The 19,854-nt window shown below is 67.8% G+C and carries 23 protein-coding genes and 2 pseudogenes; 10 read left to right on the top strand and 15 right to left on the bottom strand.

What is annotated here, in order from left to right; genetic code table 11:
* The 6 genes and pseudogenes from Q7J26_RS06215 to Q7J26_RS06190 form a co-directional block, all read right to left on the bottom strand.
* Window positions 1-414 (bottom strand): annotated as a pseudogene (locus Q7J26_RS06215) (flagellar assembly protein FlbE); the annotation flags it as partial.
* Between the two features lies 1 nt (window position 415).
* A complete protein-coding gene (gene fliG, locus Q7J26_RS06210) occupies window positions 416-1,450 on the bottom strand; it encodes a flagellar motor switch protein FliG (protein WP_008262778.1) in 1,035 nt (344 codons plus the stop codon).
* Window positions 1,450-3,084 (bottom strand): flagellar basal-body MS-ring/collar protein FliF, encoded by a 1,635-nt coding sequence (fliF, locus tag Q7J26_RS06205; RefSeq protein WP_304935627.1) that lies wholly within the window; start codon window positions 3,082-3,084, stop codon window positions 1,450-1,452. The genes fliG and fliF overlap by 1 nt, the downstream gene beginning before the upstream one ends.
* A 96-nt stretch (window positions 3,085-3,180) precedes the next feature.
* Complete coding sequence (locus Q7J26_RS06200) at window positions 3,181-4,143, bottom strand: alpha/beta fold hydrolase (protein ID WP_304935626.1); 963 nt, start codon at window positions 4,141-4,143, stop codon at window positions 3,181-3,183.
* A 155-nt stretch (window positions 4,144-4,298) separates the two neighbouring features.
* Window positions 4,299-4,922 (bottom strand): uracil-DNA glycosylase family protein, encoded by a 624-nt coding sequence (locus tag Q7J26_RS06195; protein WP_304935625.1) that lies wholly within the window; start codon window positions 4,920-4,922, stop codon window positions 4,299-4,301.
* 137 nt (window positions 4,923-5,059) lie between these two features.
* The gene (locus Q7J26_RS06190) at window positions 5,060-5,365 is read right to left on the bottom strand and encodes a DUF3253 domain-containing protein (protein WP_304935624.1); all 306 of its coding nucleotides are present in this window, start codon (window positions 5,363-5,365) and stop codon (window positions 5,060-5,062) included.
* Window positions 5,366-5,412: 47 nt separating this feature from the next.
* Between Q7J26_RS06190 and Q7J26_RS06185 the strand changes: the two genes are divergently transcribed.
* Window positions 5,413-5,847: a PaaI family thioesterase gene (locus Q7J26_RS06185; protein ID WP_304935623.1), complete on the top strand. Its 435-nt coding sequence runs from the start codon at window positions 5,413-5,415 to the stop codon at window positions 5,845-5,847.
* Here Q7J26_RS06185 and Q7J26_RS06180 read toward each other — a convergent pair.
* The 3 genes from Q7J26_RS06180 to Q7J26_RS06170 are packed head-to-tail and all read right to left on the bottom strand — an operon-like array spanning window position 5,831 to window position 8,398.
* A complete protein-coding gene (locus Q7J26_RS06180) occupies window positions 5,831-6,469 on the bottom strand; it encodes a YoaK family protein (protein ID WP_304935622.1) in 639 nt (212 codons plus the stop codon). The genes Q7J26_RS06185 and Q7J26_RS06180 overlap by 17 nt on opposite strands.
* A gap of 6 nt (window positions 6,470-6,475) precedes the next feature.
* The gene (locus Q7J26_RS06175) at window positions 6,476-7,096 is read right to left on the bottom strand and encodes a glutathione S-transferase family protein (protein ID WP_304935621.1); all 621 of its coding nucleotides are present in this window, start codon (window positions 7,094-7,096) and stop codon (window positions 6,476-6,478) included.
* Window positions 7,097-7,123: 27 nt separating this feature from the next.
* On the bottom strand, window positions 7,124-8,398 hold the full coding sequence (locus Q7J26_RS06170) for a NupC/NupG family nucleoside CNT transporter (RefSeq protein ID WP_304935620.1): 1,275 nt from the start codon (window positions 8,396-8,398) through the stop codon (window positions 7,124-7,126).
* Here Q7J26_RS06170 and Q7J26_RS06165 point away from each other — a divergent pair.
* From Q7J26_RS06165 to Q7J26_RS06155, 3 genes are read left to right on the top strand one after another with little or no spacing between them, the layout of a single operon-like run.
* The gene (locus tag Q7J26_RS06165; RefSeq protein ID WP_304935619.1) at window positions 8,397-8,537 is read left to right on the top strand and encodes a hypothetical protein; all 141 of its coding nucleotides are present in this window, start codon (window positions 8,397-8,399) and stop codon (window positions 8,535-8,537) included. The two genes, Q7J26_RS06170 and Q7J26_RS06165, sit on opposite strands and share 2 nt — an antisense overlap.
* Before the next feature lie 33 nt (window positions 8,538-8,570).
* Window positions 8,571-9,113 carry a sigma-70 family RNA polymerase sigma factor gene (locus Q7J26_RS06160; protein ID WP_304935618.1) on the top strand — a complete coding sequence of 181 codons (543 nt, stop codon included), beginning with the start codon at window positions 8,571-8,573 and terminating at the stop codon, window positions 9,111-9,113.
* Window positions 9,103-9,735 (top strand): DUF1109 domain-containing protein, encoded by a 633-nt coding sequence (locus Q7J26_RS06155; protein WP_304935617.1) that lies wholly within the window; start codon window positions 9,103-9,105, stop codon window positions 9,733-9,735. The genes Q7J26_RS06160 and Q7J26_RS06155 overlap by 11 nt, the downstream gene beginning before the upstream one ends.
* 7 nt (window positions 9,736-9,742) lie before the next feature.
* On the opposite strand, the gene Q7J26_RS06150 is transcribed toward Q7J26_RS06155, so the two are convergent.
* A complete protein-coding gene (locus Q7J26_RS06150; RefSeq protein WP_304935616.1) occupies window positions 9,743-10,621 on the bottom strand; it encodes a branched-chain amino acid aminotransferase in 879 nt (292 codons plus the stop codon).
* 82 nt (window positions 10,622-10,703) lie between these two features.
* On the opposite strand from Q7J26_RS06150, the gene Q7J26_RS06145 reads away from it, so the two are divergent.
* From Q7J26_RS06145 to Q7J26_RS06135, 3 genes are all read left to right on the top strand, one after another.
* A complete protein-coding gene (locus tag Q7J26_RS06145; protein ID WP_304935615.1) occupies window positions 10,704-11,441 on the top strand; it encodes a response regulator in 738 nt (245 codons plus the stop codon).
* Window positions 11,442-11,457: 16 nt separating this feature from the next.
* On the top strand, window positions 11,458-12,825 hold the full coding sequence (locus Q7J26_RS06140; protein ID WP_304935614.1) for a HAMP domain-containing sensor histidine kinase: 1,368 nt from the start codon (window positions 11,458-11,460) through the stop codon (window positions 12,823-12,825).
* A 123-nt stretch (window positions 12,826-12,948) separates the two neighbouring features.
* Complete coding sequence (locus tag Q7J26_RS06135) at window positions 12,949-13,425, top strand: hypothetical protein (RefSeq protein ID WP_304935613.1); 477 nt, start codon at window positions 12,949-12,951, stop codon at window positions 13,423-13,425.
* Window positions 13,426-13,474: 49 nt separating this feature from the next.
* Here the strand turns inward: Q7J26_RS06135 and Q7J26_RS06130 are convergent, their stop codons facing one another.
* From Q7J26_RS06130 to Q7J26_RS06120, 3 genes are all read right to left on the bottom strand, one after another.
* The gene (locus Q7J26_RS06130) at window positions 13,475-14,281 is read right to left on the bottom strand and encodes a pyrroline-5-carboxylate reductase (RefSeq protein WP_304935612.1); all 807 of its coding nucleotides are present in this window, start codon (window positions 14,279-14,281) and stop codon (window positions 13,475-13,477) included.
* Window positions 14,281-14,784, bottom strand: coding sequence for a YbjN domain-containing protein (locus Q7J26_RS06125; RefSeq protein WP_008260608.1), 504 nt, complete (start codon window positions 14,782-14,784; stop codon window positions 14,281-14,283). Before Q7J26_RS06125 ends, Q7J26_RS06130 begins: the two co-directional genes overlap by 1 nt.
* Window positions 14,785-14,860: 76 nt before the next feature.
* Window positions 14,861-15,160 (bottom strand): accessory factor UbiK family protein, encoded by a 300-nt coding sequence (locus Q7J26_RS06120; protein WP_304935611.1) that lies wholly within the window; start codon window positions 15,158-15,160, stop codon window positions 14,861-14,863.
* Window positions 15,161-15,335: 175 nt separating this feature from the next.
* On the opposite strand from Q7J26_RS06120, the gene lgt reads away from it, so the two are divergent.
* From lgt to pgeF, 3 genes are read left to right on the top strand one after another with little or no spacing between them, the layout of a single operon-like run.
* Window positions 15,336-16,205 carry a prolipoprotein diacylglyceryl transferase gene (gene lgt / locus Q7J26_RS06115; RefSeq protein ID WP_304935610.1) on the top strand — a complete coding sequence of 290 codons (870 nt, stop codon included), beginning with the start codon at window positions 15,336-15,338 and terminating at the stop codon, window positions 16,203-16,205.
* Window positions 16,202-17,287, top strand: a complete 1,086-nt coding sequence (locus tag Q7J26_RS06110; RefSeq protein WP_304935609.1) for a class I SAM-dependent methyltransferase — start codon at window positions 16,202-16,204, stop codon at window positions 17,285-17,287. Before lgt ends, Q7J26_RS06110 begins: the two co-directional genes overlap by 4 nt.
* On the top strand, window positions 17,284-18,054 hold the full coding sequence (pgeF, locus tag Q7J26_RS06105; RefSeq protein ID WP_304935608.1) for a peptidoglycan editing factor PgeF: 771 nt from the start codon (window positions 17,284-17,286) through the stop codon (window positions 18,052-18,054). Before Q7J26_RS06110 ends, pgeF begins: the two co-directional genes overlap by 4 nt.
* A 191-nt stretch (window positions 18,055-18,245) precedes the next feature.
* Here the strand turns inward: pgeF and lpxC are convergent, their stop codons facing one another.
* Both lpxC and Q7J26_RS06095 read right to left on the bottom strand, forming a co-directional pair.
* Window positions 18,246-19,145 carry a UDP-3-O-acyl-N-acetylglucosamine deacetylase gene (gene lpxC, locus Q7J26_RS06100; protein WP_304935607.1) on the bottom strand — a complete coding sequence of 300 codons (900 nt, stop codon included), beginning with the start codon at window positions 19,143-19,145 and terminating at the stop codon, window positions 18,246-18,248.
* 189 nt (window positions 19,146-19,334) lie between these two features.
* Window positions 19,335-19,854, bottom strand: a pseudogene (locus Q7J26_RS06095) (cell division protein FtsZ); the annotation flags it as partial.

The raw sequence follows: 19,854 nt of genomic DNA, 5'->3' as shown, positions 1-19,854 counted from the left end.
CTGTTCATCCAGGCCGGCCGCGCGCACGACCAGACGAGGCGAGGCGTCAATCTCCTGCGCCAACGCCTCAAGGGCGGCGCGCAGGGGGGCCTGTGGGAAACGCTCCAGCGCCGCGCCGCCGATGGCCCGCGCGGCGGCCAGGGCTAGGTCGGCCGACTGTTCGCGGTGAGCCTGGGCGACGCCCCTGAGCGAGGGAATGGCGGCCGCCACGCCCTGGGCGATATTGGTCAGGGCCATGGCCCGGATGTTCTCGATCTCGCTCAGCGCCTGCTGGCGCGCTTCCAGCTGCGCATGGGCGACCAGGGCGTCCACCTCGGCGGGCAGATAGCTGCGCTTGGTCGGCCTCCATGCGCCTTCGCGCACGACCGCGCCGCTGTCGTCGAACTCTGTATCGAAGGCGAAGGGGGTGCTCATGTCAGTAGATCAACTCGTCGTCGGTGCCCTGGCCGGCCAGCATGATTTCGCCGCGCGCCGCCAGATCCTTGGCGACCTGCACCATGGCCATCTGGGCGGTGTCGACGTCCTTCAGCCGGACCGGCCCCATGGATTCCATGTCCTCGCGCATGATCTTGGAGGCGCGTTCGGACATGTTGGAGAAGAACATCTCCCGCAGGGGTTCGGAAGCGCCCTTCAGGGCCAGACCCAGCGAGTCCTTGTCGACCGCTCGAAGCAGGGTCTGGACGCCGCCGGGGTCCAGCTTGGACAGATCCTCGAACACGAACATCAGGGCGCGGATCCGCTCGGCGGATTCGCGGCTGCGTTCTTCCAGGGCGCCGATGAAGCGGGCCTCGGTCTGGCGGTCGAAGCTGTTGAAGATGTCGGCCATCATCTCGTGGCTGTCGCGCTTGGACGTGCGCGCCAGGTTCGACATGAATTCGGTCCGCAGGGTCGCCTCGATCTTGTCCAGGATCTCGCGCTGGACCGGCTCCATGCGCAGCATCCGCTGCACGCATTCCAGGGCGAAGTCTTCCGGCAGGGCGGTCAGCACGCGAGCAGCGTGGTCCGAACGCACCTTGGACAGGATGACGGCGACGGTCTGCGGGTATTCGTTCTTCAGATAGTTGGCGAGGACAGCCTCGTTCACATTGCCCAGCTTGTCCCACATGGTGCGACCGGCCGGACCCCGGATCTCCTCCATCAGGCCGTCGACGCGGTCCTTGGGCAGGAAGGCGGCCAGCAGCCTCTGGGTCTGTTCGTAGCTGCCCATGACCGAACCCGAGCCGGCCAGACCAGATACGAACTCGATCATCAGGGCTTCGACCGCCTCGGCGGTGACATTGCCCAGGGTGGCCATGGCCTGGGAGATCTCCTTGACCTCCTCGTCGTCCAACCGCTCCCACAGAGCGGTGTGTTCCTCGCCGAGCGCCAACAGGATGACGGCCGCCTTTTCAGGCCCGGTCAGCTTGTTGGGGTCGTCGATCGACAGCTTTTTGGTCACGAGTTTGGCCATCAGCCTTCGGCCACCCAGTTGCGCAGGATCCCGGCGGCCTCATCCGGGTGCGCCTGGACGAAATCCGCGACCTTCTTGACCGAAGACGCCTTAACCTGTCCCTCGATACGGGCGATGTCGATCTTCTGGTCCATCTCGTTCGGGGCCGGCAGCTGCACCAATTGCGGCTGACCGTCGGAGCCGATGACGGTGGTCGTCACCGTAGCCACGGGCAGGCCGGACGGTCCGGTCAGAGCCCCAGACGCCGCGCCGCCGGCCGTCTTCAACAGCGGACGCAGCACGAAGAAGATCAGCAGCAACGCCACGACCGCCAGGATGCCCAGCTCGATCAGTCGCATGACGTCGGTGCGCGAGAAGTCCAGCAGCGACGGCTTGCCTTCCAGACCGCCGGCGATGCCGGTGTCGTGGTTGAAGCGGACGTTGATCACCTCGATCTTGTCGCCCCGGGCCTCATCGATCCCGGCGGCGGCGGCCACCAGGGACTTGATCTGGGCGATTTCCTCGGCGGTGCGCGGCGCATAGGTCGCTTCGCCCTTGCCATCGGCGGCAGGCGTCCACTTGCCGTCCACCGCCACGGCGACCGCCAGTTTCTTGACCTCGCCTGGCTCCTTGGTCGTGGTCGTGGTGGTGTTCGAGATTTCGTAGTTGGTGGTCTCGGCGTTTTCAGCGCTGGTCGCGCCCGCCGGATTGACCGCAGGCGGAGCGCCGCCGGGGATGTTGTTGGCGGCGGTGACGCCCCCGTTGGCCTCGCCCGTCGTATCCGACGATTGCGAGCCGTTGGCCGTGGTCGAGCGCACCACCTGGCCGTCCGGGTCGAACTTCTGTTCCTGAGTGGTGGAACGGCTCTGATCGATGTCGGCGGTGACCTGGACGCGCGCGGCGCCGATGCCGACGACGCCCTCGACGATGTCCTTGATCCGCGCCTGCAGCTGGGCCTCGGTATTGCCCTTGGTCTCGGCGGCTGAGGCGGAAGAGAAGGTGCCGTCATCCGACCCGGCCGCCAGGGTGCGGTTGTTCTGATCGGCGACAGTGACGCGGTCCGGCTTCAGGTTCGGCACGGACGAGGCCACCAGATTGCGGATCGCACGCACCTGGTCCGGCGTCAGATCACGACCGCCCAGCCCCACCAGAACCGCCGCCGTCGGCTCTCCCGCGGCGGCGGTGAACATCTCACGACGCGGCATGGTGATGTGGACGCGGGCGGCGGTGATGCCGCGCATGGACATGATGGTGCGCGACAGTTCGCCCTGAAGGGCCCGCTGCTCGTTCAGCTGCTGCTGGAACTCGGTCTGGCCCAGCACCGACTGGTTGTCGAAGATTTCGTAGCCGACCGAGCCCGAGGTCACGAGGCCCTTTTCCGCAATCAGCATCCGCGCGGTGCCGACGTCGTCGCGGTTCACCATCACGGTCGAGCCGTCGCCCTTGGACGTATATTTGATGCCGGCCTGTTGCAGGGCCGAGGTGATCTCGCCGGCCTCGCGCAGATCCAGGTTGGAATACAGCAGGGCGTCCGGCGCCTGACCCATGCGCAGCATGACAGCCACCAGCACGGCGGTCACGCCTGCGGCGACGCCGAGGACCGCAGCCAGACGACCGATCCCGAACTTCTGCAACGCCGCCGTAAAGCCGCCCACGCGTTCCCGCCCCAAACTCGCGGGAGACACTGACGCCCCGCTAGGCAGAAAATGCCGCCTGGATGGTAAACGTCACGTTAAGAGACGTTTACGGGGTCACCGCCGGCTCGGCGCGCCGCCGTCACGGGCGGCCGGCTTCTCCAGCTCCGGCAGAACCGGGGGCGCGCCCGAGGGCAGGGCCGCATTGGGATTTCTCAGCCAGGCGGCGACGTCGCGATAGACGACCTCGGCGTCCAGATCGCGGTTTAGCAGATGCCAGCCGTCCGGATACCAGGCCGTTTTCAGGTCGCCGCCCTCGGCCTGCGCCCGCTCCAGGGCCAGACGCATCGGCCCCCGCTTCACGATTTCGTCGTGCGCGCCGTACATCAGCACGGCGTCGCCCCGGATGCGGCCCAGGCTGCGCGACGCCGTCTCCATCAGATCGACCAGGCCGTAGATGGTGTCGAACCGGGTCGAGAGAATGCTCATCGGATCCCGCCCGTTGCGGATCAGCTCCAGCGTATTGCTGGAGGCGTGGATGTCGCGGGTGATGAACTCGGGCGGCTCCAGCGCCACATCGCCGAGCGCACGCGCCGCGATGTTCAGGGCCGCGCTGTTCAGCGGCCCCTGTGTTGACCAGCCCCACACCCCCGGCGCCAGCAGCACCAGCCGATCCGCGTCCGGCGGGTTGTCAGAGCCGAAGGCGGCCGCCGCCACCGAGCCGCCCATGCTCTCGCCCACCACGGCGATGACGGCGTTCGGATAGCGAGCGCGGGCAAGCGCGGAGATCTCGCGCAGGTCGTCGGTCATCCGCGCCTGTCCGGCCCACACGCCCCGTCCAGGCGCCGCGCCGAAGCCGCGCTGGTCATAGGACCAGGTCTCAATCCCCTGTTCGGCCCACCAGGGCCCCGCGAGACGGAAGCTGGCGTCGTGGTCGTTCATCCCGTGCAGGGCCACGATCACCGCCCAGGGCGCCTGGTCTTTGGGGCCCCAGCGCAGATAGGGCAGCCGCGCCCCGTCCGACATCACCAGCGCCCGGTCCTCGACGTGAGCGCCGACGAACCCCGGCGGGGGCGTCATCGACGGCTGGATATGAGGCGCGGCGCAGGCGGACAGAGCGAGGGCGGCGATGAGCGGCCATCCCCTGAACCGCTCATCCCCGCAAAGGCGGGAACTCAGTGTTTTGGCCGAAAGGTGTTTGCGCAAGTTCAAAGCCATTTGTTCCACCCATCGTCTCACGAAAGAACTGGCTCCCCGCTTTCGCGGGGATGAGCGGAAGCTAAAATCGAACGCACCCGTTCCCGCAGATAGGGAACCACCTCGTCTTCGAACCAGGGATTCTTCCTCAGCCAGGCCGTGTTGCGCCACGACGGATGCGGCAGCGCCAGAATGTCCGGCGCATAGTCCCGCCACGCGCGCACCGTCTCGGTCATGTTACGCTTCGCCCGCTGGCCCAGCGCCCAGGCTTGGGCGTAGCCGCCGACCAGCAGGGTCAGCTCCATCTGCGGCAGAGCGTCCAGCAACTGCGGTCGCCACAGGTCGGCGCACCGTTTAGGCGGCGGATAGTCGCCGCCTTTCGGCGCCGTGCCCGGATAGCAGAAGGCCTGGGCCGCCACCCCGATGCGACGGTCGGCGTAGAAGGTCTCGTAATCCACCCCCATCCAGTCGCGCAGCCGGTCGCCCGACGGATCGGTGAACGGCAGGCCGCTTTCATGCACCCGCCGCCCCGGCGCCTGACCGCAGATCAGCAGCCGCGTCTCGGGAAAGACCCGCACCACCGGGCGCGGCGTGTGCGGCAGCACGCCCGCGCAGGCGCGGCAGGCGCGGATGTCGTTCAGGACTGCGTCGAGATTTCCCAAGCTCCGCTCATCCCCGCGAAAGCGGGGCCCCAGATCTTTGGGCGCTCCCCTTTCGCCGATTTTCAGCGATATCGATCCCAAACGCCTTGCCTCACGAAAGGACGGGGTCCCCGCTTTCGCGGGGATGAGCGGAGCGCTTAATCCTCGATGTCATCTTTGGCTGCGGGCGGACGGCGGCTCAGCGCCAGGGCCGTCTCTTCCTCGGTCGGCTGGCGCAGACGCGTCACCCCTCGGAAATTGTCCGGATCGACCGGCTTGCCCTTCTTGGTGATGGTCAGCTTGCCCTGGCGCATCAGGCTCAGGGCGAGGGCGCGCACCTTGGGCAACATGCGCTGCCACTGCTCGGGCTGTAGCTCTTTGGCCACTTCCGCCGGCTCGATGCTCTTGCCGGGCTCAAGCGCGGCGATTTTGTTCAGGATTGCGGTTTCGATCGGATCGCTCATTGCGCCTATATGCTGCACAGCGAGACAAGAAGTAAGGCCGAGTCGTCATGCCGAAGAAAATCACTGTCGCCGAGGGCGAGTTCGCCGGGTGGCAGACCTACGACCTCCACGACACTTTCGACGTCGTCGTGGGGCCCTTCTATGGCCGGTTAGACCCCGACGGCCACATGCGTTGCGCCTTCCGCGCCGAGCAGAAACACATGAACGCCGGCGGGCGGATGCACGGCGGCTGTCTGATGACCTTCGCCGACATCGCCATGTTCCAGATCGCCTATCAGGAGATGGAGGGCGCCTCGGGCGTCACGGTCCAGTTGGACTCGACCTTCATCGACGGCGCCTATGTCGGCGAACTGATCGAGGCGACGGGCCAGGTGACCAAGGCAGGCAAGAGCCTGATCTTCGTGCGCGGCCAGATCAACACCGGCGAACGGCTGCTGATGACCTTCTCGGGCGTGATCCGCAAGTTCACGCCGCGCGGTTGAGCCGCACGATCAGGGCCATAAGCAGGGCGAAGCCGGCGGCGGGCCAGAGGGCCGCCAGTCCCAGATAGCTGAATGTCAGCGCGCCCAGCACCGCCCCGAAGCTCAGCCCTGCCCAGAGGGTCAGATAGGCTTTGTAGGCGTATCGGTCTCCGCCCTTTACAGCGCCGGCCAGGGCCTGCCCCAGCTTGACCAGGGTTCCGGTCATATAGGTCAGGCTGACCCCGACCTCTCCGTTGCGCAGGAAGACCGAGTTCTCGGCGCCCATGGCCATGACCATCAGGCCGACGGCCGCAGGCGTCAGCCCCATGCCGGCCGCAGCAGCGGCGAGGGCCAGCAGCAGGGCCTCAAACATCAAAACCCTGCTGCGCGAACGGGCGTCCTCGCCGCCCGCGACCAGGGCGCCGGCGAAGGATCCCAGGACGAACAGCCCGAGTATGGCGGCCAGATGCGCCGCCGCCGGCCAATGCCCCTCGGCCAGATTGGCGGCGAACCGGGTGGAGTTGCCGCTCATAAAGGAGACGAAGACGCCGCCCAGATGCAGAAAGCCCAGACTGTCCACATAGCCCGCCAACCCCGCCAGCAGCAAGGCCAGCCAGCGATCAGAGGGCGCCAGGGATCGCAAGGCCCCTCAGACCCCGGCCTTGGCCGCCGGGCGCTCTCGGCAGGCGTCGAACCAGCGGTGCAGGTTCTCGAACTCGGCGGGCGGGCGGTACCGGACCATCCGTGCGAAATCCAGACCGACCACGGCGACGATGTCGGCGATGGTGAACCGATCCAGGGCGATGAACTCCCGCTCGGCCAGGTGCCGGTCCAGGGTCTTCATGAACCGCTCGGCCGACACGCGGTTATAGTCGGCGACCTGCGGAATCTGCACCGCCTCCAGCGCCGCCAGCGCCGGGTGGGAGTGGCGCACGTTCAGCATGATCGGGTTGGACAGATAGAATTCGCACCGCCGGGTCCACATCTCGACCACCGCCTGTTCCCGGGCGTCGCGGCCGAACAGGTTCGGCTCGGGATACAGAGCCTCCAGATAGCGGCAGATGGCCACTGATTCCGAAATCGTCGTGCCGTCGTCCAACTCCAGCGCCGGCAGATGCGGCACGCCCACCTTGTCGCGATAGGCCGGCTTCTTGTGATCGCCGGTCATGATGTCGATCTCGATCAGTTCGACATCCTGCACGCCCTTCTCGGCCATGACCCAGCGGACACGGCGCGGATTGGGGGCGCGGTGCGAGGTGTAGAGCTTCATGACGGCGTCTCCGTTGTTTTGGAAAACCTACTGCCCGAACACCGCCGCTGGCAAGGCGCCGACGACGGCCGCGCTCATCAGGGTGGCCATGAAGCCGGCGAACAGGGCCTTCCAGATCAGGCTCAGCACCTCATGCCGACGCTCGGGCATCAGCACCGACAGGCCGGTCACGGTGATCCCGACCGAGCCGATATTGGCGAAGCCGCACAGGGCGTAGGTCATCAGCATCCGCGTCCGCTCGCTCATGGCCTCGGCCGGCAGCTTGCCCAGGTTGATGAAGGCCACGAACTCGGTCAGCGTCAGCTTGACGCCCAACAGCCACCCGCCCAGCGGCGCTTCGCGCGCCTCGACCCCGATCAGCCAGGCGAAGGGGGTGAACAGGACGCCCAGGATCCGCTCGACCGTCAGGGGCTCGCCGAACACGATGAAGCCGCCCAGCATCAGATTGACCAGGGCCACCAGGGCCACGAAGACGATCAGCACCGCCGAGATGTTCAGCACCACCATCAGGCCGTCCGACGTACCCTTGGAGATGGCGTCGATGCTGCTGTCGTACTTCAGCGCCGAGTCATAGCTGATCGACTGGATGGCCTCCTTGTCCGGCTCGGGCACAATGATCCGGGCCAGCAGCACCCCGGCCGGGGCCGAGACGATGGAGGCGACCAGGACGTGGCCGGCGGCGTTGGGCAGGGTCTGCGACAGGATGCTGGCGTAGGCGACCATGGTCGAACCCGCGACCGTCGCCAGGCCCACGGTCATCATCAGGAAGATCTCGGACCGGCTCAGCTTGTCCAGATAGGCCTTGATGACGATCGGGCTCTCGATCGTGCCCAGGAAAATGTTGGCCGCCACCGCCAGGGCCGAGGCGCCGCCCAATCCCATGGTGCGCTGGAACAGCAGGCCGAAGCCGCGGATCAGCCATTTCAGGATCTTCCAGTGCCACAGCAGGGCCGACAGGGCCGAGATCACCATGATCAGCGGCAGGACGTTGAAGGCGAAGGTGAACAGCGCCCCCTCGTTCTGAACCGCATAGGGCTGGTCCCCGCCGGCCAGATAGCCGAACACGAACCGCGTCCCCTGGGCCGTCGCAACCGCCAGCCCGTCAATGGCGCCCGTCACCGCCGCCAGCACGGTGCGCGACCCCGGAATCCCGAACAGCGCCAGCACCAGCCCCGCCTGAACCGCCACCGCGCCCAGGGCCAGCTTCCAGGGAAAGACCCGGCGGTTCTCCGAAATCGCCCAGCACAGGGCGATGATGACGACCAGGCCCAACAGGCTCTGGAGGTTCAGAAGGCTGAACATGAAAGACGGATCCCTGCCCGGCCCGCGCCGGTTCATCCGCTTCAAGGACAAAGTGACGCGGCTGACAAGGGGGCGGATGCGTTCAAGCCCGATGCGCACGCGCCAGATAGGCGTCGTCGATACCTCCGTCGCCGTGTAACCCTTCGGCGGTCCGGCACGAATGGGACAGGGCGTGGTCGATCAGGAAGCCGAGCTGAAACGTCTGATGCTGCGGGGTCTCGACGGCGACCCGGTAGCCTGGCGCACCCTGCTGACCGAAATGCGCCGAGGTCTGACGGCCTTTTTCAAACGTCGATTGAACGGGGCCGAGGCCGATGTGGAGGACCTTGTGCAGGACTGCCTGATCGCCATTCACGCCAAGCGCGCCACCTATGACCGGTCCCTGCCCTTCACCGCCTGGGCCTACGCCATCGCGCGCTACAAGCTGATCGATCATTTCCGCCGCCAGGGTCGCCGCGTCGTCGTGCCGCTGGAAGAGGCGTCGGTCCTGATGGCCGAGCACAGCGTCGAGGACGGGGCCGTGCGTCGCGACCTGAAGAAGGTTCTGTCCATCCTGCCGCCTCGCCAACGCCGGCTGGTCGAGGATGTCCGTATCGGCGGCTACAGCCTGGCCGAGGCCGGCGCCCGCAACGGTTTCACCGAGGGCGCGGCCAAGGTCAGCGTCCACCGCTCCATGAAGACGCTGGTCGCCAGCGTATCGCCCGATGAAGACTGAAGACCTGATCGACGCTCTGGCGGCCGGCATAGAGCCTGTCCGACCCGCCCGCCTCAGCCCCCTTCTGTTGGCCGGCGCGATGCTGGCCGCGGTTCTGGCCGTGGTCCTGCTGCTGGGCGTACGGCCCGATCTTCACCAGGCGATGCAGGGACCGGCGCTGTGGATGAAGGCCCTCTACACCGCCGCCCTGGCCGTCGCGGCCATGGGGCTGGCGACGCGGCTGGGCCGTCCGGGCGTCCGGGCCGCCCCGGCCTTGATCGCCCTGGCCCTGATCGCGGGCGCGGCTGTGCTGTGGGGCGGGATCGAAATGGCGGCCACCCCGGCGGACCAGCGTATGGGGATGTGGATGGGCCGCAGTTCTTCGCTGTGTGGCCTCTACATCCTGCTGGCCAGCCTGTTCGCCGCCCCCCTGGTCTTCCTGTCAGCGCGACGCCTGGCGCCGACCCGTCCGACCGCCTCGGGCGCGGCCCTGGGCCTGGTCACGGGCGCCCTGGCGGCGACGGCCTATGGGCTGCATTGCGCCGAATCGACCGCCGCCTTCGTGGCGACCTGGTACACGCTGGGGGTCGCGGCCGCGGGCCTGATCGGCGCCGTGATCGGCCGCTTCGCCCTGCGCTGGTGAGGCCGCCTCAGGCCTGGCGGCGCACCAACCGGCCGTAGGTCTCCATCAGGTCCAGCGACAGGGCGCCGGGGGTGAAGCGATAGTCGCCCACCTCGGCCACCGGCGTCACCTCGACGGCGGTCCCGGTCAGGAAGCATTCCGAGAAGTCCGACAATTCTTCCGGCAGAATGTCGCGCACCACGACCTCGATCCCCTTGGACTTGGCGATCTCGATCACGGTCTGGCGGGTGATGCCGTCCAGGATGTGCTCGACCTTGGGCGTGTGCAGTACGCCGTCCTTGACGAAGAAGACGTTGGCGCCCGTGGCCTCGGCCACATAGCCGCGCCAGTCCAGCATCAGGGCGTCGGCGTAACCGTTCCGCTCGGCCGTGTTCTTGGACATGGTGCAGATCATGTACAGGCCGGCCGCCTTGGCGGTCGTCGGCGCCGTCGCCGGATCCGGGCGGCGCCACTTGGACCATTCCAGCCGCAGGCCGCGCGCCTTGACCTCGGGATCGAAATAGCTGGGCCAGTCCCACACGGCGACCGCCAGGTGGACCTTGTTGTTCAGGGCCGAAACACTGGTCTGTTCCGGGCCGAGGTAGGCGACCGGGCGCACGTAACAGTCCTGCAAGCCGTTCTTGGCGCAGGTTTCGTTACAGATGGCGTCGATTTCAGCGACGCTGTAGGGTATCTCGAAATCGAGCAGGTTCGCGGACCGCTTCAGGCGCTCCGAATGCGGCGTCAGCTTGAAGATTTCGCCGCCGTACATACGCTCACCCTCGAAGACCGACGAGCCATAGTGGAGGGCATGGGTCAGAATGTGCGTCTTCGTTTCCCGCCAGGGCACGAATTCGCCGTCAAACCAGATCCACCCATCACGATCGTCGAAAGGAACCAAGGCCATTGAAACACGTCTCCCGCAGAACTGTCGGTGTTAGAGCCGCCCGAATCGCTCAGGTCAACGCCCTGATCGCGGGGAACGTCGCATGAGCCTGGCCGAAACGCGCGCGCACGGCCGTTCGGGCCCCATCGCCGGTCCCGGCGTGGGGCGCCATCTGCTGATCGTCGACGACGACGACCGGATCCGTGAACTGCTGAAGGAATATCTGGCGCGCGAAGGCTATCGCGTCACCGGCGCCGCCCACGCCGCCGCCGCCAAGCGGATGATGGAGCTGATCGAGTTCGACCTGGTCGTGCTGGACGTCATGATGCCGGGCGAGAGCGGCCTGGACCTGACCTCCTGGGTCCGCGCCAAGGCCGAAACCTCGAAGACGCCGGTCCTGCTGCTGACCGCGCGCGGCGATCCCGAGGACCGAATCGAAGGCCTGTCGCGGGGCGCCGACGACTATATGTCCAAGCCGTTCGAACCGCGCGAACTGGTGCTGCGGATCGAGGCCATCCTGCGCCGCACCGGCGGCAAACCCATCGGCCCGCGCGAGATCAAGCTGGGCACGGCCGTGTTCGACATGGAGCGGCTGGAGCTGATCCGCGACGGCGCGCCCCAGCGCCTGACCGAGGCCGAGGCGCAACTGCTGAAGACCCTGGCCCTGCACGCCCACGCCCCCGTCGAACGGATGAGCCTGTCGCCCGACACGGCCGACATCACCGGCCGCGCCGTGGACGTTCAGGTCACCCGCCTGCGCCGCAAGCTGGAAGCCGACCCCAAGAACCCGCGCTATCTCCAGACCGTGCGCGGCGTCGGCTATATGCTCGCGCCCGACTGAGCCGGCGACGAACGCCATGCGGCTGCTGCCCGCCCAACTCTGGCCGCGCTTTCTGAAGCGGCGCTTGCCGACCTCGCTGTGGGGCCGGTCGCTGCTGATCATCGTCCTGCCGGTGCTGGTGATGCAGGTGGTGGTGACCTGGATCTTCTTCGACGCCCACTGGCAAACCGTGACGGCGCGACTGTCCGAGGGCCTGGCCGGCGACATCGCCTGGGCCGTCGAGAGCTATGAGGACGACCCCAGTCCTCGCAATCTGGAACGTCTGGCCGACCGGGCCGAACGCTCCATGTCCCTGTCCATCGCGCTGCAAGAGGGCCGAACCCTGCCGAAGGAACAGCGGCGCGGCCCGATCGGGGTCGTGGACCGCGTGCTGGACAAGGCGCTGGCGGCGCGACTGGACCGGCCCTACTGGTTCGACACCACCCGCTATCCCTCCTACGTCGATATTCAGGTGCAGGAGCCCCAGGGCGTGCTGCGCATCATCGCCCCGCGCGAGCGCGCCGTGGCGACCCAGGCCCACATCTTCGTGCTGTGGCTGACCATCGCCACCGTCCTGCTGATGGGGGTGGCCATCCTGTTCATCCGCAACCAGGTGCGGGCCATCGAACGCCTGGCCGACGCGGCCGAGGCCTTCGGCCGGGGCGAGACCGTGCCCCGGTTCAAGCCGCACGGCGCGCGAGAAGTCCGCGCCGCCGCCGTCGCCTTCCTGGCCATGCGCGACAGAATCCAGCGCCACATCGACCAGCGCACCGCCCTGCTCGCCTCGGTCAGCCACGACCTGCGCACCCCCCTGACCCGGCTCCGGCTGGAACTGGCCCTTGCTCCGCCGTTCAAGCGTCAGGCCGCCATGCGCGGCGACCTGGACGAGATGGAGCATATGATCGACGAATATCTGGACTTCGCCCGCGGCGAGGCCGGCGAACCGCCCCAGCCCGTGTCGATCCCCGACCTGCTGAAGGCCGTGGGCGAAGACGCCAAGCGCGCCGGGGCCAAGGTCGAACTGTCGGTCGCCCAGGGCCTGACCGCCTCGCTGCGCCCCCTCGCCTTCAAGCGCGCCCTGGTGAACCTGGCGGGAAATGCGGCCTCTCACGGCGAGCAGGTGCGTCTGTCGGCGCGGTCCCTGGCCTCGGGCGGTCTGGAGATCACCGTCGAGGACGACGGCCCCGGCATTCCGGAAGACCTGTATGACGAGGCCTTCCGCCCCTTCTCCCGCCTGGACGAGTCCCGCAACCAGAACCGCAAGGGCGTCGGCCTGGGCCTGGCTATCGCCCGCGACGTGGCGCGCGGCCACGGCGGCGACGTCACCTTGGACCGCAGCGACCTGGGCGGGCTGAAGGCGATCATCCGCGTGCCGGGCCAGGCCACCGTCGTTCCGACCGCCTGACGGCGTGTTTTTGAACCGGGGCGCCGTAACGGGCGGTCTGGACGAGATTTGGATGTCCGGCGTCTAGCGGAACCGTGCGGGAAGGCTCATCTTCATTCCGACAGGGCATGGAGACAAAACACGATGCGTAAACTCGCTTTCTTCGCCCCCCTGGCCGCGACGCTCGCCGTCGCCGCCATGGTCCAGGCGCAAACCCCCACCGTCAACGTCACCGTCGGCCCCGAACTGCAACGCCAGATCGAGAAGCTCGGCGAACGCGAGGTCAATGAACAGATCGACGAACTGAAGACCGAAGTCGGCCAGGCCCTGGAGCGGCGCTACCCCGGCGCCACCGCCAATCTGGTTCTGGAAGATCTGAAGCCGAACCGCCCCACCTTCGAACAGATCCGCCAGACGCCGGGCCTGGACCCGATCCGCAGCATCTCCATCGGCGGCGCGGCGATCAAGGGCGAGATCGTCACCGCCGACGGCCAGTCCCGGCCGGTGGACTTCTCCTACTTCTCGCCGAACATCCGCGACGTCTGGGGCTTCGGCGTCTGGCATGACGCAGACCGCGCCTTCGGGCGTCTGGGCGACCAGATCGAACAGGGTCGCTTCTGATCACGCCGGCCTCTCTCCCGTTTCGCGAGGGGAGAGAGGGACCGGATCATCAGCCCATCTCGCGGTTTCGCCGCACGGCCGCCGCGACCGTTTCATCCAGCATGACGCCCAGGCGGCCGTCCTTCGCCAGGGCGTCCAGCCCGGCGCGGGTCGAGCCGCCGGGCGAGGCGATGCGGCCGATCAGGGCCTCCAGATCATCGTCGCCCATCGAATCCGCCGCCGACCGCAGCGTGGCCCGCGCCAGGACGTCAGCGGTCGCCGCATCCAGGCCGGCCGACTCGCCGGCCCGCGCCAGGGCTTCGGTGAAGGCGTAGAAATAGGCCGCGCCTGATCCAGCCACAGCCGTGGCCGCATCCATCAGGGTCTCGTCGGCCAGGACGACCGTCTCGGCCATCGGCTCGAACAAGGCTTGTCCCAGGGCCTGCGCCCGATCATCCGCCGACCAGACCGAGGCCACGCCGCGTCCGCGCGACACCCCCGTCGTCGGCATCACGCGCACGATGGGCCAGCCGCCGATCCCCTCGGCCAGGGTGGGCGCCGTCACCCCCGCCATGACCGACAGGATCACGGCCTGATCGTTCAGGAAGGGCGCCAGGGGCGTGACCACCTCGCGCCAGATCGCCGGCTTGACCGCCAGCACGATAACGCTCGCCTCGGTCAGGGCCTCCAGCGGCGGATTGATGCGTGCGCCCTGGGCCCGCGCCGTCTCGGCGGCGGGCTTTTGCGACGGACTGAGAATGATCAGATCGGCCGGCGCGACCGTGTCCGTCAGCAGCCAGCCTTCAAGAATGGCCGAGCCCAGCCGACCGCAGCCGGCCAGGACGACAGGTCCCGCGGACCGGACAGACCCCGCCATCAGGCGTTGCCGACGGTCTCGAACAGGCAGGCGTCGATAGCCTCCTGCGGCTTCTTGTTCCCACGCACCATGAAGTCGAAGGCGGGATAATAGCGATCCGCCGCCTCGATGGCCGCGTCGATCATCGAGGCGGCCTGGGCCAGGGTCGGGCGCTCGCCCATCGGCAGGGCCAGCGAATGACGGAAGACAATCTCGCCGTCCTCGGCCCAGACCTCGAAATGTCCCATCCAGGTGCGCTGATTGATCAGGCCGACCAGTTCATAGGCGGCCGTCTTGCGGCTCTTGGCCACACGCAGATCCAGGGCGCAGCACAGCTGAAGGCAGTCGCCCTCGGGGCGCCAGGCGAACCACAGCTCGTAATCCTTCCAGTCCCCCGCCAGGGCGAAGGCCAGGTCGCCGTCGTCGGTGCGGTCGAACGGGAGGTTCTCGGCCGTGAGGACATGCTCGACGACCTCAAGCGGGTCGAAGGGCGTGTCCATTTCCTCGGGCCGGGCGATGTCCATCAAGTCTCTCGATTCGAGCTGCGTCCGCGAGAATCGCGGCCGTTAACAGAACGGTAAGCCTGTTCGCGGATTCGGCTCAACCGGCTGCGTCCCCGGGTTGAGTTCCATCTGTGGACGTTCCCGCCCCTGGCTTGCTCGCGGCCTTGCCGCTGGGCTTCTTCGCCCCCTTCAGTTCGGCGATCTCGGCCCGCAGGGCGGCGATCTCGTCCTTCAGCACATCGAATTCGTCGCGACGGACCAGGTCCATCTCGGCGGCGATCCGGTCGGTCTGGGCGCGCCAGGCGGTCTTGGCCTCTTCGCCGGCGGCCTGGGCCAGGCCCATGGCGCCGGTGGTCAGTTTGGCGAACTCGTCCAGGATAGGATTGCGGGTCTGCATGGCGGTCTCCGACTTCAACGTCGTTAACGAAGCTTCACCGACTATGGTGAACGAAACCTTTCTTTCTGCTGCTTCGCGGACGCCATCAAGGCGTCGTGATCTTTCTTCACAGGCGACGCGGGCGGCGACGCTTGCTAAACCGCCTTTCTGAGACAGGCCTGCACAGGAACGCCCCTTGCCCTTTCCCGAATTCGATCCGGTCCTGATTTATCTCGGACCGCTTCCGATCCGCTGGTACGCCCTGGCCTCTGTCGCCGGCATCGTCCTGGGCTGGTGGTACGCCGCCCGTCTGGTCAAGACCGACCGCCTGTGGGCGCCGGGCAAGCCGCCGATCAACACCACCCAACTGGACGACCTGGTGCTGTGGATCGTGCTGGGCATCATCCTGGGCGGCCGCCTGGGCTACGCCCTCTTCTACAAGCCGATCATGTACGCCCAGCTGTTCACGGGTCAGACCCTGGGCGAACGGTTCGAGCTGTTCCAGCTCTGGACCGGCGGCATGAGCTTCCACGGCGGCTTCCTGGGCGTCTGCCTGGCCATCATCCTCTATTCGCGTGGTCAAAAGGTCGACATGCTGCGGCTCGGCGACGTCATCGCGCCGGTCGTGCCCATCGGCCTGATGTTTGGCCGGTTCGCCAACTTCATCAACGGCGAGCTGTGGGGTCGCGAGACGACCGTTCCCTGGGCCGTCCGCTTCTGCAACGCCCGTATCCAGCAGATGTACGGCTTCTGCCCCGCCGGCGACGCGCCCCGCCACCCCAGCCAGCTCTATGAGGCGGGCCTTGAGGGGATCGTCCTGCTGTCCATTCTGTCGCTGGGCATCTGGAAGTTCGATCTGCTGAAGAAGCCGGGCTACATCACCGGCCTGTTCCTGGTCGGCTACGGCGTCTGCCGCGCCGCGCTGGAGAATGTGCGCGAGCCCGACTACGGCATGCCCGACTTCCCGCTGGGCCTGACCATGGGGATGATGCTGTCCATCCCGATGATCCTGGTCGGCGGCTGGCTGATCTGGCGCGCCTGGAACCGGCCGCCCGTCGCCGGATGAGCGCGGCCGAAACTTTGAAGACCCGTCTGGCGCGCGAGATCGCCCTGACGGGTCCGATGACGGTCGCCGATTATGTGACCCGCTGCCTGCATGACCCCAAGGGCGGCTACTACGCCTCGCGCCCGGCCCTGGGCGAAGGCGGCGACTTCATCACCGCCCCCCTGGTCAGCCAGATGTTCGGCGAACTGATCGGCCTGTGGGCGGTCGAAACCTGGAACCGCCTCGGCGCGCCCGAGCGGTTCCGTCTGGTCGAGGTGGGGCCCGGCGACGGCACATTGATGAGCGACGCCCTGAGGGCCGCCCGCCTGGTTCCCGGCTTCCTCGAAGCCTGCGACCTGGTGCTGATCGAGCCCAGTCCGCCCCTGCGCGAACTCCAGGCCAAGGCCCTGACCGGCGCCGACCTGTCGCCCCGCTGGGTGCGCGACCTGACCCGGATCGACACCGACGCCCCCGTCATCCTGATCGCCAACGAGGTCCTGGACTGCCTGCCCGCGCGCCAGTTCGTCCGCACCGACGGCGGCTGGGCCGAACGCCGCATCGGCGTCACCGATGACAATGACCTGATCTTCGGTCTGACCGCGATTTCCGGCGGGTTCGAAAAACCCGGCTTCGACATGGAGCCAGGCGAGGTGTTCGAGATTTCGGAACAACAGGCGATCTTCGGCCGCGACCTGGCCGGGCTGATGAAGGCCGCCTCGGGCGCCGCCCTGTTGATCGACTACGGCCGCGCCCGGCCCGAGGCCGGCGACACCCTCCAGGCCCTGCGCCGCCACCAGAAGGTCGATCCTCTGGAAATCCCCGGCGAGGCCGACCTGACCCAGTGGGCCGACTTCCCGCGCGTGCTTGAGGCCGCCGTCCGCGCCGGCGCCGACGTCACCGGCTGCCTGTCCCAGGGCGAGTTCCTGAGACGGCTGGGGATCGAAGCCCGCGCTGAACGGTTGAAGGCGGGACGGCCCGACGCCGCCCCCGTGATCGATCGCCAACTGCACCGCCTAACCGCCGAGGACCAGATGGGAAGCCTGTTCAAGGCCGCCACGATCTTCTCCCCCCGCACCCTGATCGTGCCGGGGTGGGACCTGTGAGCGACCTGGCCCCCATCACCCATCCGCTGCTGACCGCCGCCGGCTTCGACCACGGCTTCTTCACACGCGCGGGCGGCGTCTCGACCGGCCTCTATGAAGGCCTGAACGCCGGCGTCGGCTCCAAGGACGATCCGGCCGCCGTGGCCAAGAACCGCCGTCGTGTCGCCGCCCATTTCGGCGCCGACGCCGACCATCTGAACGGCTGCTATCAGATCCATTCGGCCGTCGCCCGCGTCGCCGAGGCCCCCTGGCAGGGCGACCGCCCCGAGGGCGACGCCGTCGTCACCGCCGAGCCCGGCCTGTTGTGTTCAGTCCTGACCGCCGACTGCGCGCCCATTCTGATGGCCGATCCCGAGACCCGCATCGTCGCCGCCGTCCACGCCGGCTGGAAAGGCGCTTTGGGAGGAGTAGTCCATTCCGCCGTAGCCGCCATGCAGGCCCTGGGCGCCGAGCCCCGTCATATCCGCGCCGTCGTCGGCCCCTGTATCGCCCCCGCCAGCTATGAGGTCGGCGTCGATTTCCAGGACCGGTTCGCTCACCACGACCCCGGCAGCGAACGCTTCTTCCACCCCGGCGAGACCGACGACAAACGCCGGTTCGACCTGCCCGGCTTCGTCCTGTGGCGCCTGCAACAGGCCGGCGTCGGCCAGGCCGTCTGGACCGGCCACGACACCTGCGCCGACGCGGCGCGGTTCTACTCCAACCGCCGGGCGTTCCAGCAGGGCGAACCGGACTTCGGCCGATTGATCAGCGTGATCGGGGTTTAAGCGCGCACACGGTAATTCTCCCTCCCCGTCCGGGGAGGGGCGTCGCGCAGCGACGGGGTGGGGGCGGCCCGGCAGGGACGCACCTTCTTCCAAAAGATAAATCAGTGGAACGGGCCCTGCCCGCCCCACCCGGCTTCGGCTGCGCCTTCGCCCCCCTCCCCCGCAGGGGGAGGGAGAGGCTGGTGTGCTTGTCAGCCCGCCCGCGCCATCTCCGGCACGCGCGTGACTTCACGCCAGGCATGGGGCGCGGCCAACAGGGCGCGGACCAGCTTGTTATTCACCGCGTGCCCGGCCTTGTAGCCCTCGTATCGACCCAGCAAGGGCGCGCCCAGGACATACAGGTCGCCGATAGCGTCCAGCGCCTTGTGCCGCACGAACTCGCGTTCCATGCGCAGGCCGCCAGGGTTCAGGATGTCGTCGCCGTCGATGACCACGGCGTTCTCCAGCGAACCGCCGCGCGCCAGGCCGGCCTGGCGCAGGGCCTCGACCTCATGGGCGAAACCGAAGGTGCGGCAGGCCATGATTTCCTTGCGGAAGGTCGGCTCGTCCACGACGAAATCAATGATCTGGTTGCCGATCACGGCCGAGGGAAAATCGATCTCGAACCGCATCTCGTAACGGTCGCACGGCATCAGGGCCGCGTGTTTGTCGCCCTCAGTGACATGGACCGTCTCCAGTATCTCGATATAGCGCTGCGGCGTGGCCTGGGGGCGGAAACCGGCCCGGTCCAGCAGACGCACGAACTCCAGCGCCGACCCGTCCAGAATCGGCAGTTCCGGTCCGTCCACCTCGACCACGGCGTTCGATACGCCGAGCGCACAGAAGGCGGCCATCAGATGTTCGATGGTCGACAGCCGCACGCCAGCGCCGTTCTCGATCATGGTGTTCAGGCGGGCGTCCACGACGGCCTCGCCCGAGACGGGGATCCGGTTGTCGCGGTCGGTCACGTCGGTGCGCACGAAGACGATCCCCGCGCCCGCAGGCGCAGGACGAACCGCCAGCCGCACCCGGCGGCCGGTGTGCACGCCCACGCCGGCGATGATGGCCGGGGCGACAATGGTGTGCTCGTGATGGTCGTTTCTGACCGACAAACTCAAACTCGCTTCAATCTGATTGCGTCCCGCCTCTAAGTGCGGATTACGCCCCACCACTGATCTAGCCCGGGGCCCGCAAGCGCGAAATGAAAGTCGGGTTTCGGATTGTTTCGATATGGGACCGTCGCAATTGAAAACGCCCCGAAACCAGTGGCTCCGGGGCGCGACTTTCAGAATTTCAGTCGGTCAGTTTGCGAGCCGGCGGAGAAAAGAAGGGATCTCCAGATCGTCGTCGGCATGACCCGTCTCAGGCTCGGCCTGAGTCTGCGGCTGGGTCGCCGACCGCATCTGCGAGGTCGGGCGGGGGCTGTAGGTCGGCTCGGGCTGCGGCTGGGCGCGCTTGCCGCGACCGAACAGGCTCCAGCCGCTGCGACGGTGATCGCGGTCGTCATAGTCGTCGGCGGCCGACTCGGGCGAACGAGCGGCGTACAGGTCGCCCTGGGGCTCCGGCGCGCGTGTAGCCTGCGGGGCCGGAGTGCGGGTGGTTTCGTATTCTTCCACCCACGGATCGACGATCGGATCCAGGGCGCGCGCGGCCGGCTCCGCGACGCGGATCACCGGCTCGGGGCGGGGTTCCGGCGCGGGAGGGGCCTGAAAGGTGGGGACGACGGGGGCCTGTTCGATCCGGGGCTCAGGCCGCGGTTCCGGGGCGCGTTCGGCGCGGACCGGCTCACGGTAGGGTTCACGAGCAGGCTCAGGCGCACGC

Source organism: Brevundimonas sp., from assembly GCF_030656255.1.
Lineage (GTDB): Bacteria > Pseudomonadota > Alphaproteobacteria > Caulobacterales > Caulobacteraceae > Brevundimonas.
This window is presented reverse-complemented; position numbering and strand designations above follow the sequence as displayed.